This is a genomic window from Pseudohongiella nitratireducens (assembly GCF_001642735.1).
Taxonomy (GTDB): domain Bacteria; phylum Pseudomonadota; class Gammaproteobacteria; order Pseudomonadales; family Pseudohongiellaceae; genus Pseudohongiella; species Pseudohongiella nitratireducens.
In genome coordinates this window covers 302731-318026 of record NZ_LWHM01000034.1, presented here as the reverse complement: position 1 = coordinate 318026, position 15296 = coordinate 302731, and the positions used below count along the sequence as shown (strand labels likewise).

Annotated in this window: 7 protein-coding genes and 2 rRNA genes; 6 read left to right on the top strand and 3 right to left on the bottom strand. The window is 50.9% G+C overall.

The features are described 5' to 3' along the window. The first annotated feature begins 168 nt into the window (after window positions 1-168). Together PSCS_RS15400 and rrf are read left to right on the top strand one after the other, a co-directional pair. A 23S ribosomal RNA gene (locus tag PSCS_RS15400) occupies window positions 169-3072 on the top strand. Between the two features lie 291 nt (window positions 3073-3363). Further along, window positions 3364-3479, top strand: a 5S ribosomal RNA gene (rrf, locus tag PSCS_RS15395). A gap of 547 nt (window positions 3480-4026) precedes the next feature. On the opposite strand, the gene PSCS_RS15390 is transcribed toward rrf, so the two are convergent. From PSCS_RS15390 to fusA, 3 genes are all read right to left on the bottom strand, one after another. After that, entirely contained in the window at window positions 4027-4452 is a 426-nt protein-coding gene (locus tag PSCS_RS15390) for a hypothetical protein (protein ID WP_068893822.1), read from the bottom strand. Then, window positions 4449-5696, bottom strand: coding sequence for an IS256 family transposase (locus PSCS_RS15385; protein WP_068813236.1), 1248 nt, complete (start codon window positions 5694-5696; stop codon window positions 4449-4451). Before PSCS_RS15385 ends, PSCS_RS15390 begins: the two co-directional genes overlap by 4 nt. 1193 nt (window positions 5697-6889) lie before the next feature. After that, window positions 6890-8980 carry an elongation factor G gene (fusA, locus tag PSCS_RS15370; protein ID WP_068813231.1) on the bottom strand — a complete coding sequence of 697 codons (2091 nt, stop codon included), beginning with the start codon at window positions 8978-8980 and terminating at the stop codon, window positions 6890-6892. Window positions 8981-9281: 301 nt separating this feature from the next. On the opposite strand from fusA, the gene prpB reads away from it, so the two are divergent. The 4 genes from prpB (at window position 9282) to prpF (ending at window position 15221) form a co-directional block, all read left to right on the top strand. Further along, window positions 9282-10169: a methylisocitrate lyase gene (prpB, locus tag PSCS_RS15365; protein WP_068813229.1), complete on the top strand. Its 888-nt coding sequence runs from the start codon at window positions 9282-9284 to the stop codon at window positions 10167-10169. A gap of 103 nt (window positions 10170-10272) precedes the next feature. Next, entirely contained in the window at window positions 10273-11403 is a 1131-nt protein-coding gene (prpC, locus tag PSCS_RS15360; RefSeq protein WP_068813227.1) for a bifunctional 2-methylcitrate synthase/citrate synthase, read from the top strand. Continuing rightward, window positions 11400-14009, top strand: coding sequence for a Fe/S-dependent 2-methylisocitrate dehydratase AcnD (gene acnD / locus PSCS_RS15355; protein ID WP_068813225.1), 2610 nt, complete (start codon window positions 11400-11402; stop codon window positions 14007-14009). Before prpC ends, acnD begins: the two co-directional genes overlap by 4 nt. Window positions 14010-14048: 39 nt before the next feature. After that, on the top strand, window positions 14049-15221 hold the full coding sequence (gene prpF, locus PSCS_RS15350) for a 2-methylaconitate cis-trans isomerase PrpF (protein ID WP_068813223.1): 1173 nt from the start codon (window positions 14049-14051) through the stop codon (window positions 15219-15221). The last annotated feature ends 75 nt before the right edge of the window (window positions 15222-15296 follow it).

Here is a 15296-nt window from a genome sequence, read left to right as displayed (position 1 = left end):
GTTCTTTAACAATCAATGAATGAAGTATATAGATTATTGCTGACTGGCTTAGGCTGGTTGGACAATAAGATGTGTATGCTGTTCTTAATACAAGCGCATAATCTGTACGACGATCGAAGGCGAGTTGTTTGAGATGTGTTTTGGGCTTTTAGGAGTCTGAGATTATATGGTCAAGCAACTAAGCGTACGTGGTGGATGCCTTGGCAGCCAGAGGCGATGAAGGACGTGGTAGGCAACGAAATGCTTCGGGGAGCCGTCAAACAGGCTTTGATCCGGAGGTGTCCGAATGGGGAAACCCGGCCCATTTATGGGTCATCACATGCTGAATACATAGGCATGTGAGGCGAACGCAGGGAACTGAAACATCTAAGTACCTGCAGGAAAAGAAATCAATTGAGATTCCCTTAGTAGCGGTGAGCGAACGGGGAAAAGCCCTTAAGCAACAGCAGTGTTAGTGGAACGGTCTGGAAAGTCCGGCGACAGTGGGTGATAGCCCCGTACACGAAAGCGCTGCAGTTGTGAAAACGAGTAGGTCGAAACACGTGTAATTTTGACTGAAGATGGGGGGACCATCCTCCAAGGCTAAATACTCCTGGCTGACCGATAGTGAACTAGTACCGTGAGGGAAAGGCGAAAAGAACCCCGGAGAGGGGAGTGAAATAGATCCTGAAACCGCGTACGTACAAGCAGTAGGAGCAGACTTGTTCTGTGACTGCGTACCTTTTGTATAATGGGTCAGCGAGTTAATGTCAGTAGCAAGGTTAACCGAATAGGGGAGCCGTAGGGAAACCGAGTCTTAATAGGGCGTTTAGTTGCTGGCATTAGACCCGAAACCGGGCGATCTACCCATGGCCAGGTTGAAGGTGCCGTAACAGGCACTGGAGGACCGAACCCACTAATGTTGAAAAATTAGGGGATGAGCTGTGGGTCGGAGTGAAAGGCTAATCAAGCCCGGAGATAGCTGGTTCTCCTCGAAAGCTATTTAGGTAGCGCCTCGTGTCATTGACTGCTGGGGGTAGAGCACTGTTTCGGCTAGGGGGTCATCCCGACTTACCAACCCGATGCAAACTCCGAATACCAGTAAGTTTTATCACGGGAGACAGACAGCGGGTGCTAACGTCCGTTGTCAAGAGGGAAACAACCCAGACCGCCAGCTAAGGTCCCAAATATCAGTTAAGTGGGAAACGATGTGGGAAGGCTCAGACAGCTAGGAGGTTGGCTTAGAAGCAGCCATCCTTTAAAGAAAGCGTAATAGCTCACTAGTCGAGTCGGCCTGCGCGGAAGATATAACGGGGCTCAAACTGATAACCGAAGCTGCGGATGCGTGCTTTGCACGTATGGTAGAGGAGCGTTCTGTAAGCCGTTGAAGGTGGATTGAGAAGTCTGCTGGAGGTATCAGAAGTGCGAATGCTGACATGAGTAACGATAAGGGGGGTGAAAAACCTCCCCGCCGGAAGATCAAGGTTTCCTGCCCAACGTTAATCGGGGCAGGGTGAGTCGGCCCCTAAGGCGAGACCGAAAGGTGTAGTCGATGGGAAATCGGTTAAAATTCCGATACCGATTGTTATTGCGATGGAGTGACGGAGAAGGCTAGGCCAGCGCGGCGTTGGTTGTCCGCGTTTAAGGTTGTAGGTCAGTGACTTAGGTAAATCCGGGTCGCTCTCTTTAATGAGGAGGCCGAGAACTGATGACGATCTTTCTTTTTAGAAAGAGAAGTGGTTGATGCCATGCTTCCAGGAAAACCTTCTAAGCTTCAGATAACAATTGACCGTACTGTAAACCGACACAGGTGATCAGGTAGAGAATACCAAGGCGCTTGAGAGAACTTGGGTGAAGGAACTAGGCAAAATGGTACCGTAACTTCGGGAGAAGGTACGCCGGCTCTGGTGATGAGACTTGCTCTCTAAGCTGGGTCCGGTCGAAGTGACCAGGTGGCTGCAACTGTTTATTAAAAACACAGCACTCTGCAAACACGTAAGTGGAAGTATAGGGTGTGACGCCTGCCCGGTGCCGGAAGGTTAATTGATGGGGTTAGCTTCGGCGAAGCTCTTGATCGAAGCCCCGGTAAACGGCGGCCGTAACTATAACGGTCCTAAGGTAGCGAAATTCCTTGTCGGGTAAGTTCCGACCTGCACGAATGGCGTAATGATGGCCACGCTGTCTCCACCCAAGACTCAGTGAAATTGAAATCGCTGTTAAGATGCAGTGTACCCGCGGCTAGACGGAAAGACCCCGTGAACCTTTACTATAGCTTCACACTGGACTTTGACACTATCTGTGTAGGATAGGTGGGAGACTTTGAAGCAGCAACGCTAGTTGTTGTGGAGTCGCCCTTGAAATACCACCCTGGTATTGTTGAGGTTCTAACTCAGTCCCTGAAACGGGGACGAGGACCGTGTGTGGTGGGTAGTTTGACTGGGGCGGTCTCCTCCCAAAGCGTAACGGAGGAGCACGAAGGTACCCTAAGGGCGGTCGGAAATCGCCCACTTAGTGTAATGGCATAAGGGTGCTTGACTGCGAGAGCGACGGCTCGAGCAGGTGCGAAAGCAGGTCATAGTGATCCGGTGGTTCTGTATGGAAGGGCCATCGCTCAACGGATAAAAGGTACTCCGGGGATAACAGGCTGATACCGCCCAAGAGTTCACATCGACGGCGGTGTTTGGCACCTCGATGTCGGCTCATCACATCCTGGGGCTGAAGCCGGTCCCAAGGGTATGGCTGTTCGCCATTTAAAGTGGTACGCGAGCTGGGTTTAGAACGTCGTGAGACAGTTCGGTCCCTATCTGCCGTGGGCGTTGGAGATTTGAGAGGAGCTGCTCCTAGTACGAGAGGACCGGAGTGGACGAACCTCTGGTGTTCGGGTTGTCACGCCAGTGGCATTGCCCGGTAGCTATGTTCGGACGGGATAATCGCTGAAAGCATCTAAGCGGGAAGCCCCCCTCAAGACGAGATCTCCCTGGGGCCTTGAGCCCCCTAAAGTGCCGTTCGAGACCAGGACGTTGATAGGCTGGGTGTGTAAGCGTTGTGAGGCGTTGAGCTAACCAGTACTAATTGCACGTGAGGCTTGACCATATAATCGCAGGTTTTTGAAAGCCAAAACCGATAAGTGATTATTGAGCGTTGATGACGACTTGTCATAGCGATCGAAGTCAGATTAAAAAATGTGCTTGTAGAGCACGGCATACACATGATCTAGAGCAATCTAGAGACTATACTTCATTCATTGATTGTCAAAGACCTGGGCTGTGAAAACGGACTCAGGTTATGTGAAACCGCTGCCGAACGGGCAGTTGTTCACAAAACGGGTAAACGATGGAGTCGCCCGCTCAGTTTGAGCAAAAAGCGACTGGCATCAACAGTTTGCCTGACGACCATAGCGAGTGTGAACCACCTGATCCCATTCCGAACTCAGAAGTGAAACCGCTCAGCGCCGATGGTAGTGTGGGGCTTCCCCATGTGAGAGTAGGACATCGTCAGGCATTAAAATCAAAAAGGGCTATCCCGCATGGGGTAGCCCTTTTTTATTTTCTGGGCATTTAAGAACAGATCACCCCGTCATACACCAAAGCCGACCCCTGCCTAATGCGCCTTACCCGACAGCCGAAAACTCGCCTTGCGGCTCAGACAGTTCGGCTGCTTTTTCGGCTAAGGCACATTAGGCAATACGGGGTCTGACTGGCTATGATCTGTGACGCGATGGTCTGCTCGTAATACGAATAAGCAGCTGCCACGAAAGAGTTCGTATTCGCTGAGCCGTGCTTTACTGTGCCCAAATTACAGCGCGGCACAAAGGAAGGGCATCATAGAGCTGATGGCAGACAGTCAGACCACGCCTAGCATATCGTTTGTCGCTCGAAAAAGCGGACGGACTGTCTGAAGCCGACAGGCTGAGTTTCAGTCCGCCGAGCGAGAAGCGATGTGCTGTGGTCGTCTGTCATCGGCTCTATGATGGCCTGACTGCTATTCACCCGAGTTTTCGGCTGCCAGGTAAGGAGTGCAAGTCAGTGGTCAGCTGCGTTACAAAACTCATCGGTTCTTAAGAGACATAATCTCATCTCTAAGAAGTGATTCGAAGTCATCTACATCTGTTGACTGAACAAAGTCATACACGTCTCTTTCGATTCCTCTTGGAATTGATTCTGAAGGATATTCGTAGACATATATCCCATTCCGGTTAGTCAGGATATAGGGTATGCCTGGGCGACCATATGTCTTCTCGTCAGGGTTAAGTTTTAAGAAAAAAAGCTTCTCATCAGTTTCGTCTGTGAAATGCCTGTCTCCTGGGCTGCTTTCAAGCAGGTGGAAGATTACTGTGTTTGCTGCAATATCTCCTAGAAAAACTTCATCGATAATAATTTCGTATTCGGAAAGGGGCATTGCTAAGTGACCAATATCATCCGGATCCTCACCTAGTGAGTTATTGTCAAATCTGGTGTTCAGGCATTTGATCAAGCGACTCTCTGGTCAGCTGTCATCACCTCTTCACCATCCCTGAACTTCACACCCTGGACCACCTTGGCCAGGTAATTAAACCCGCGCTGTTTGCGCCAGTTCTTCTGAGCACATTCCCCCAACTTGTAGATCATGTGCAACATACCGTCTCGACTCAGGCAACCCTTTGATCGCTTTGTCCGGTGACGAATCGTACCGAATGTCGACTCGATAGGATTGGTCGTTCTCAAACTCTGCCAGTGCTTGGCAGGAAAATCATAAAACGCCATCAGTTCATCGCGATCTTTGTGTAAACACTGCACCGCTTTCGGATATTTTGCCTCGTACATGCGCTCAAACTTTTCAAATGCCGACTCTGCTGCTTTTCGTGTGTCCGCCTGCCAGATGTCATGAAGCGACTGCTTCATCTTCGCCTGTACTGACTTGGGGACAGCATTGAGGACATTGCTGGTTTTGTGCATCCAACACCGTTGCTGCCGGGTCGCACCATAAACCTCATCCAGTGCCGACCAGAAGCCCATCGCTCCGTCACCAACGGCCAGTTTGGGGGTGTTCATTCCTCTGGCCTTCAGATCAAGCAGCACCTCACGCCAACTCTGTGTCGATTCGCGAACACCGTCCTCAATGGCCAAAAAGTGCTTCTGACCGCGTTCATTAACACCAATGACCACCAGCGCACACAACTTGGTATCCTCGGCCCTCAGACCACTGTAGATACCATCGGCCCACACATACACCCAACGATCCCTGTCCAGCCGGGATTGTCGCCAGGCGGTATATTCCTGCGCCCACTGACGTTTCAGCCGTGCCACGGTACTGGCGGACAAGCCTTTGGCTTCGGGGCCAACCAACACTTGCAATGCATTGTCCATCTCTCCGGTCGACACGCCTTTCAGATACAGCCACGGCAGAGCAGACTCCAACGAGCGTGTTTTGCGAACATACGGCGGTACCAGCGCTGAGCGAAAGGTGATCGGTTTGCCATCTTTGGCACGAACCTTCGGCACCTTGACGGTCACTGGCCCGATCCCCGTTTGAATGTGGCGCTCTGGCTGATAACCATTGCGTACAACCGCCGCACGGCCATCTTTCAGTCGTCGTTCTGTGAATTGTTGTAAATACTCTGACAACTCAGCTTCTACGGCCTGTTGAATCAAATCTCGGGCACCTTGACGAAGTAAGTCTGTCAACGGATCGGCATTCTTCTCTCGACCTGAAAACCCAACAACGTTACTCTTGTCCATAGCGGCGTATTCCTCGTGTTGATTGACTTGTTTGGCGACAACAAATCAACCAGATACGTCGCTTCTTTTCAACCTCCCTGAACACCAGATTCAGTTATAACTCTCACCTAGTCGCTGAGCGGTGCTCTGAAGCGTTTCCCCGTATCCCCAGAATGGACCATGGCTGAGGACGCGCCCCAAACTTTCCTTTGACAATAATGTCAGAAAATCGAATTAGGGTGTCCAGGTCTTGTGGATACCATCCCTTATGAATATCAAGCTCTGCATGCTCGTACAGGTCCATGATGGATAAGGGTTGAGAGTATGTTGGTCCAGAGAAGGAGAGAGTGACTGTGACAATGGTGGTTAGGGTTATTAAAAACTTCACACGCTGACTTCAGTTCTGTTGACTGCAAAATAGGGTCTGCAAATAAGCAGTCGTTTATTGTAATTATCACATAGTCTGCTCGTTGTGATCTTCAGTTGCAAAGGTAGGCTCCTTAGCCGAACACTCTGAAGAAGGGCAGTCAGGGCATCATAGATCCGGTTGCAGACGACCACAGCACATCGCATGTCGCTCGGCGGACGGAAACTCAGCCTATCGGCTTCAGACAGTCCGGCCGCTTTTTCAAGCGACAAACGATATGCTAGACGTGGTCTGACTGTCTGCCACCGGATCTATGATACCCTTCCTTTGTGCCGTGCTGAGTGTGGATACATAAGAATCTGGACCATCGTCAGGCATCATAAAGCGAAAACCCCCAGTCTCGTTTGAGGTTGGGATTTTTTGGCGCCTCTGCAAAGCCTGCCGATGTCCGCCGGACGCCTTGCCAGGGACGGCACAAGTGCCGGTTTTGAAGGAGAGAAACCCGGCCATAGTGATTCGGCCCATCCCTGGGCCTCACCCCTTCGTGCACTGAGCTCCTAATCAAATGGCACAAGAGCAAACCACCACTCCCTGCATCAAGGCCAGTCAGCCCCCGCCTTGCCTAATGTTCATTACCCGAATAAGCAGCCGAACTGTTTGAGCCGTCAGGCGAGTTTTCGGCTGCCGGGTCATGTGCATTAGGCAGGGGGCGGCCTTGATGCAGGGCGTGGTGGTTTGCTCGTAGTCAAAAAGTAGTAAACAGGCCTGTCCACGGGCAATTATTTCAGGCACAAAAAAGGCCCCGATAAAATGACTCTATCGGGGCCTTCGTCATTCTAGACGATGCTTAGCTAGCCTTTTTCGCCTGTCTTTCTTTTTCTGCTTCAACTACAGCATCAGAGACCGACTGTGGGCATGGCAGGTAATGTGCGAATGACATGGAGAACTGGCCACGACCGGACGTCATTGTTCGCAGGTGACCAATGTAACCGAACATTTCCGCCAGAGGTACCTCGGCCTTGATGCGAACGCCTGTGGGGCCTGACATCTGATCCTTGATCATACCGCGGCGACGGTTCAGATCGCCGATTACATCACCGACGTGATCTTCAGGTGTGAAGACGTCAACACTCATGATGGGTTCGATCAGCTGAGGCGACGCTTTAGGCATTGACTGTCGGTAAGCGCCCTTGGCGGCAATCTCAAATGCGATGGCGGAGGAGTCCACGGCGTGGAAGCCACCATCGAAGAGTTCGACCTCGATATCCAGTACCGGGAAGCCGGCGATTGGGCCTTCTTCCATCATGCTCTGGAAGCCCTTCTCGATAGCCGGGAAGAATTCTTTGGGTACGTTACCACCAACAACGGTTGAGGTGAACGCAAAACCACTACCTGGCTCGCCGGGCTTGATACGGTAGTCGATCTTACCGAACTGACCTGAACCACCAGACTGCTTCTTGTGAGTGTAGCTGTCTTCAACTTGCTGAGTGATGGTTTCACGGTAAGCAACCTGCGGTGCACCCACTTCCAGTTCAACACCATAAGTACGCTTCAGGATGTCGACCTTGATGTCGAGGTGAAGTTCGCCCATCCCTTTGAGGATGGTTTCGCCGGAATCTTCGTCTGTCTCGACCTGGAAGGAAGGATCTTCTGCGACCATCTTGCCGATCGCGATGCTCATCTTCTCAACGCTGCTCTTGTCTTTTGGTGCTACTGCAATAGAAATAACCGGTTCCGGGAAGACCATAGGTTCCAGTGTGCAGGGGTGGTTGGTGCTGCAGAGGGTATGGCCCGTTTGCACATTCTTCATACCGACAATGGCAAAGATGTCACCTGCCTGAGCGCTCCCGATTTCATTACGGTCATTGGCGTGCATCTCTACCATGCGGCCAACGCGCTCAGTCTTGCCGGTAAATGAATTCAGGATGGTGTCGCCTTTGTTGATCTTGCCCGAATAAACGCGAACGAAGGTCAGGGCGCCGTAGCGGTCATCCATGATCTTGAACGCCAGGGCGCGGAACGGCTCACTGGCATCAACCTTGGCGACTTCACCTGTAGGTTCACCTTCTTCACTCATCAGTTCCTGAGCATCAACCTGGGTTGGGTCAGGCAGGAAATCAACGATTGCGTCCAGAACCAGCTGAACACCTTTATCCTTGAACGCGGAACCGCAATAAGTCGGGAAGAAGTCCAGGGCGATGGTGCCCTTGCGGATACAGCGCTTGATGTCATCGATGGAGGGCTCTTCGCCTTCCAGATAGGCTTCCATCAGATCGTCATCTTGCTCAACAGCAGTTTCGATCAGCTTTTCCCGCCATTCTTCTACCTGATCTACCATGTCTTCAGGGACATCGCGAATTTCAAACTCGTAAGGGTTGCTTGGGTCAGGCCACACGTGTGCTTTGCGAGTCAGCAGGTCAACGATACCAGTGAACTCGTCTTCGGCACCAATCGGCAATACCATGACCAGGGGTTTCGCGGCGAGAATATCTTCGACCTGACCAACGACTCTCAGGAAGTCGGCACCAACACGGTCCAGCTTGTTGATAAAGATGATGCGCGCTACTTCAGATTCATTGGCATAACGCCAGTTGGTCTCTGACTGGGGCTCTACGCCGCCGGAACCGCAAAATACGCCAACACCGCCATCCAGTACTTTCAGTGAGCGATATACTTCGACGGTAAAATCAACGTGCCCAGGGGTATCGATGATATTCAGGCGATGATCTTTCCAGAAACAGGTGGTCGCAGCGGACTGGATGGTGATCCCGCGCTCTTTCTCCTGATCCATGAAGTCCGTGGTGGACTCGCCGTCATGTGTCTCTCCGGCTTTATGGATTTTACCGGTCAGTTTAAGAATTCGTTCTGTGGTTGTGGTCTTTCCGGCATCAACGTGGGCGAAGATACCTATGTTTCTATATTTGGATAAATCGGTCATTTTGCTGCTCAAAAAGGTGGATGTCTGGTTATGTGAAAAATTCAGGGGCGTATGATACTAGATTTCGCTACAAAGAGAGAGTAAATAATCGAAGAAAAGTCGATAAAATGACCAAGAATTGCCCAAAAATACGGTTTAAATTACTGGAGTGCATGGCGTTCTGTACTCGAAAGACGAAAGCGTAGATATTCCACGGGTCTATTGGGTTGTTGCAGCGACACTGTAATCGTATTTGTATACAATCGAATCTATTATGAGCCGGTTCATTTAATCGGCTCTTTCATAGATATGAGGTACTGATATGAGCACAGCATCGCCGGGCAAACGACTGCGTCAGGCTGTCGAGGCCGAATCACCACTGCAACTTATCGGCGCGATAAACGCTAACCATGCGCTATTGGCTAAAAGAGCCGGTTATCGAGCGATTTACCTCTCTGGTGGTGGTGTATCAGCGGGTTCCCTTGGACTGCCAGACCTGGGCATTGCCGGACTGGAAGACGTTCTCATTGATGTCAGGCGCATTACTGATGTTTGTGATCTGCCTTTACTGGTTGATGCCGATACGGGGTTCGGTGCCAGTGCATTTAATATTGCACGCACAGTTCGTTCTCTGGATAAAGCAGGTGCGGCTGGCTTGCACATCGAGGACCAGGTAGGCGCCAAGCGTTGTGGTCATCGTCCCAATAAAGAAATTGTCAGCCAACAAGAAATGGTGGACCGGATCAAGGCGGCTGTTGACGCAAAAATTGATCCCGACTTCGTGATAATGGCGAGAACAGATGCGCTGGCAGTTGATGGCCTGGATGCCGCCCTTGAGCGGGCCATGGCTTGTGTTGAAGCCGGTGCCGATATGATATTCCCGGAAGCGATTACTTCACTCGACATGTATCAGAAGTTTACAGACGCATTGAGTGTTCCAGTGCTGGCAAATATCACAGAGTTTGGGGCGACCCCACTTTTCACCGTCGATGAGCTAAAAGGCGCAGGTATCTCGGTCGTGTTGTATCCCCTGTCTGCGTTCCGAGCCATGAACAAGGCAGCGGAAAAGGTCTATGAAGCCATTCGTAAAGAGGGTACACAAAAAAATGTCGTTGATACCATGCAGACGCGCAAAGAGCTGTACGATCGAATTGATTATTATCGCTATGAAGATGAGCTTGACAGGATTTTGTCGGGCGACAAGGACTAGCCATACCATCAAAAATTAGTACGCGACTTTCAATACACAACTTTCAATACGCGCAATACGCGGTTTTCAATACGCGAGTTAGTGTCATTACGGGAGAACTAATATGGGTAGCACAAAGCCATTAACAGGTGCAGGTCTACGTGGACAGGTTGCAGGTAAGACAGCGTTATCTACCGTCGGCGTTTCAGGTTCTGGTCTGACGTATAGAGGCTATGACATCAAAGACCTGGTGGAGCATTGTGAGTTCGAAGAAGTCGCATATCTGATTCTTAAAGGCAAATTACCCACTCGTGACGAACTGCTCGCTTATAAATCCAAATTAAAGTCTCTTCGCCGTTTACCCGGTGAGCTGAAATCTGCGCTCGAGAACATCCCGGCCAACGCACACCCCATGGATGTCATGCGCACTGGGTGCTCCATGCTTGGAAATCTCGAAACTGAACTGGATTTTTCGGACCAGGAAGATGCTGCTGACCGTCTGCTGGCCATTTTCCCATCAATTATCTGTTATTGGTATCGTTACAATCATGACGGGGTGAGAATTGATGAGAACACTGACGATGGGTCAATCGGTGCTCACTTTCTGCACATGCTTCACGACGAAACTCCGAAAGCACTACATGAAACGGTTATGAATGTATCGTTGATACTCTATGCTGAACATGAGTTTAACGCGTCTACATTTACTGCCAGGGTATGTGCCTCAACGTTGTCAGACATGCATAGCTGTATCACTGGGGCCATCGGCTCCTTGCGCGGTCCGTTGCATGGCGGCGCTAATGAAGCAGCCATGGATATGATTGCCAAATTTAATGGCCCGGATCATGCCGAGCGAGAAATGCTTGGCATGCTTGAACGCAAAGAAAAGATCATGGGGTTCGGTCACGCGATCTACAGTGAGTCGGATCCCCGAAACGAAATTATTAAAGGGTGGTCTGAAAAACTGGCCGACGACGTGGGTGACTCAGCGCTGTACCCTGTTTCAGTACGTTGTGAAGAGGTGATGTGGCGTGAAAAACGATTATTCTGTAATGCCGATTTCTTTCATGCCTCGGCTTATCATTTTATGGGCATTCCGACCAAGCTGTTTACCCCGATATTTGTCATGAGTCGCGTCACAGGTTGGGCGGCTCACGTCATGGAGCAGCGCGCAGATAATCGTATTATCCGACCCAGTGCAGAGTATGTTGGCGAGGCTCCTCGTCGCGTTCAGCCGATCAGTGAAAGATCATGAATACGGCCACTAGCACCCAAAATAGTCTAAGAATATTGCCCAACATTGAGATGAACGGCAGTGTTGTTCAGTACCACGATACCTGCGCGGTGGTGAATGACATCGTCCCAGGCAGCTACCAACGCATGCCTTATGTGCTCAGAATATTTGCTGAAAATATCGTACGCTGTACAGAGGGGAAAGAGCAACGGGCCTATCTGGAACAGCTCATTCACCGTAAAAAGGATCGTGATTTCCCCTGGTTCCCATCACGCGTTGTTTGCCATGACATATTGGGGCAGACTGCGCTGGTTGACCTTGCCGGTCTCAGGGATGCCATTGCCGAAAAAGGTGGCGATCCAACTCAAGTCAATCCTGTAGTCCCTGTACAACTCATAGTGGATCATTCTCTGGCTGTGGAGTGTGGTGGCTATGTTGATAATGCCTTTGATCAGAACCGGGAAATAGAAGAAAGGCGCAATGCTGATCGTTTCCATTTTATTGAATGGTGCCGAACTGCTTTTGAAAATGTAGACGTCATTCCTCCAGGTAATGGCATTATGCATCAGATTAATCTTGAGAAAATGTCACCGGTTATTACCTGGAAATCCGGGCTGGCCTATCCAGATACCTGTGTTGGAACAGACAGCCATACACCTCATGTTGATGCCTTAGGTGTCATAGCCGTAGGTGTGGGAGGACTCGAAGCCGAGAATGTTATGCTGGGGCGTGCTTCCTGGCTTCGTTGCCCGGAAACGGTCGCTGTTGAACTCTCAGGCAAGTTGCAACCGGGTATTACAGCAACAGACCTGGTACTGTCCCTGACCGCATTTCTGCGTGAGCAGAAAGTGGTTGGCGCCTATCTAGAATTTGTCGGAGAAGGCGCCAGATCCTTGACCTTGGGTGACAGGGCAACAATCTCGAATATGGCACCTGAGTATGGGGCCACCGCTGCCATGTTTCATATCGATGAACAAACACTCTCGTATTTGCAACTGACCGGGCGTGACGAGCAGCAGGTGTCACTGGTAGAGACTTATGCAAAAGCAACCGGGTTATGGGCTGACGCACTGACTGATGCCGAATATCATCGGCAATTACAGTTTGATTTGACGTCCGTGCAGCGAACCATGGCGGGGCCATCAAGACCTCACGCCAAATTACCCGTCAATGAGCTGAACCAGCGTGGCATTGCCTCTGCCTATGATCAAAGTGAGGGCAGTATGCCCGATGGCGCGCTGATTATTGCCGCCATTACCAGTTGTACCAATACCAGTAATCCAAAAAGTGTGCTGACGGCGGGTCTGTTGGCAAAAAATGCGGTGAAACTGGGGCTGCAGCGAAAACCCTGGGTCAAAACCTCACTGGCGCCCGGTTCGAAAGTGGTTGAGGCCTACCTCCAGGAGTCGGGCCTGCTTAAAGATCTGGAGGCGCTGGGCTTCGGGATCGTCGGCTTTGCCTGCACTACCTGCAATGGTATGTCGGGTGCACTGGACAGTCATATTGCCAAGGAAGTCAAAGAGCGTGACTTGTATGCCGCCGCAGTGCTGTCAGGTAATCGCAACTTCGATGGCCGTATTCATCCACTGGCGAAGCAGGCATTTCTGGCTTCGCCGCCACTGGTGGTTGCGTACGCAATCGCTGGCTCAATCCGTTTTGACATAGAGAAAGATATTCTTGGATACAGTGAAGGGAAACCGGTATACCTGAAAGACATCTGGCCCAGTGAGGATGAGATCCAGCAAACGCTGACTACAGCCGTGAAACCGGAACAGTTCAAACGTGTTTATGACCCCATGTTTCGTAGCGGGAATCAGGATAACGTTGATACAGCACCTCTGTATGAGTGGCGGCCGCAATCGACCTATATTCGTCGTCCTCCGTATTGGGAAGGCGCATTGGCCAAGGCCCCCTCGCTTAAAAACATGGTCGCCCTGGCGGTACTTGGCGATAACATCACCACTGATCACATCTCACCCTCCAATGCGATTCTTGCAGACAGTGCCGCAGGCGAATACCTGTTGAGCATGGGGGTTGAGGAGGAAGATTTTAATTCCTATGCGACCCACCGCGGTGACCATCTCACGGCTCAGCGAGCAACCTTTGCAAACCCCAAGCTGATCAATGAAATGGCTGTCATTGATGGCGAAGTCAGGCAAGGCTCTCTCACTCGTGTTGAACCAGAGGGCAAGGTTGTGCGTTTCTGGGATGCTATTCAGCACTATGCGAAAGCCAGTCAGCCTCTCATCATCATAGCCGGAGCTGACTACGGTCAGGGTTCTTCAAGGGACTGGGCGGCCAAGGGTGTACGGCTGGCGGGTGTAGAAGCGATTGTCGCTGAAGGATTCGAACGGATTCATCGTACTAACCTGGTTGGTATGGGGGTATTACCCGTTCAGTTCAGTGCTGGCGATACGAGAAAAACACTGCGTTTAGATGGTAGCGAAACTTATACGATAGAGGGCGAGCCGGCACCCGATTCGGATTTGCAGTTACATATTAAAAGGCGAAATGGTGAAGCACTGTCAGTGCCCGTTCGATGTCGCCTGGATAGTCATGAAGACGTTGAGGTGTATAAAGCAGGTGGTATTTTGCAACGTTTTGCCAACGAGTTTCTGGCCAGTTGAGTTTGCCTGGCTCTATAGAATAAATAAGGTAAGCGAATCATGATCTACAAAGTTCCAGCGACTTATATGCGAGGCGGCACCAGTAAAGGTGTGTTTATCCTGGAAAGTGCTTTGCCTGCTGCCTTGCAGTCTGATCCCAAGGCACTGGATCAGTTTTTGTTGCGTTTGGTTGGCAGCCCTGACCCCTATGGCAAACAGATGGACGGTATGGGCGGGGGAAGCTCCAGTACCAGTAAAGTCGTACTGATCTCTCCTGGTGATCAGAAAAATCACGATATCAATTACCGATTTGCTCAGGTTGCCATCGAAGAGGCCTTTGTTGACTGGAGTGGAAATTGTGGAAATTTATCGGCTGCTGTCGGTGGGTTTGCCATCAACAAGGGGCTGCTGAGCAATCGTTCATTACCAGAAAATGGCACGGTCTCCGTACGAGTCTGGCAATGCAACATTCAAAAGACGATAGTCGCCCATGTGCCTGTACAGGATGGTCAAGTACAAGAGTCAGGCGATTTTGTTCTTGATGGTGTGACATTTCCTGCAGCAGAAGTGCAATTGGACTTCCTGGATCCGGCTTCAGCTGATGAAAGTGCAAGCGCTGCGCAGGGGGTATTCCCTACAGGAAATCCAGTGGATACGCTAAGTTTGCCTGGAGGCAATGCCATCCCGGCAACCTTTATCAACGCAGGCATTCCCACAGCATTTGTGAATGCTGGCGATATTGGCCTCACTGGGACAGAAAATCAGAATGACATTAATCAGGACCAGCAAATGTTGTCATTTCTGGAAAAGCTGCGAGCGCAGGCCGCTGTCAAAATGGGCTTGATCAGCGCAGAAAGCGAAGCCAGGCAACGACAGCATACGCCCAAAATCGCCTTTGTTTCTCCAGCCACCGACTATGTCACGTCCAGTGGCCGAGGCATTATTGCAGACCAAATTGATCTGCAGGTCAGAGCGATGTCGATGGGAAAACTTCATCACGCCATGATGGGCACAGCCGCAGTGGCGATTGCCTGTGCCGCCGCGATTCCGGGCACACTGGTCAGCCAGGCTGCAGGCGGAGCCAGTTCTGAGGTCTGTTTTGGTCACCCATCTGGCACACTGACAGTTGGGGCCGACGTCGAGGAGCAGGGCGGTCAATGGCAGGCGAACTCTGTCAGTATGAGTCGCAGCGCCAGAACCTTGATGGAAGGCTGGGTCTATGTGCCGGAATGACCTTGTGTGGTGTATACCTTGTTACGATATATTACAAATGCTGTGAGATTTGTGCTGAGATATTCGCTACATATT

Bases quoted from the DNA above. Each gene is read 5' to 3' on its own strand.
- fusA (WP_068813231.1), bottom strand. From the start codon at position 8,980: ATGACCGATTTATCCAAATATAGAAACATAGGTATCTTCGCCCACGTT.
- prpF (WP_068813223.1), top strand. From the start codon at position 14,049: ATGATCTACAAAGTTCCAGCGACTTATATGCGAGGCGGCACCAGTAAA.
- prpC (WP_068813227.1), top strand. From the start codon at position 10,273: ATGGGTAGCACAAAGCCATTAACAGGTGCAGGTCTACGTGGACAGGTT.
- PSCS_RS15385 (WP_068813236.1), bottom strand. From the start codon at position 5,696: ATGGACAAGAGTAACGTTGTTGGGTTTTCAGGTCGAGAGAAGAATGCC.
- prpB (WP_068813229.1), top strand. From the start codon at position 9,282: ATGAGCACAGCATCGCCGGGCAAACGACTGCGTCAGGCTGTCGAGGCC.
- acnD (WP_068813225.1), top strand. From the start codon at position 11,400: ATGAATACGGCCACTAGCACCCAAAATAGTCTAAGAATATTGCCCAAC.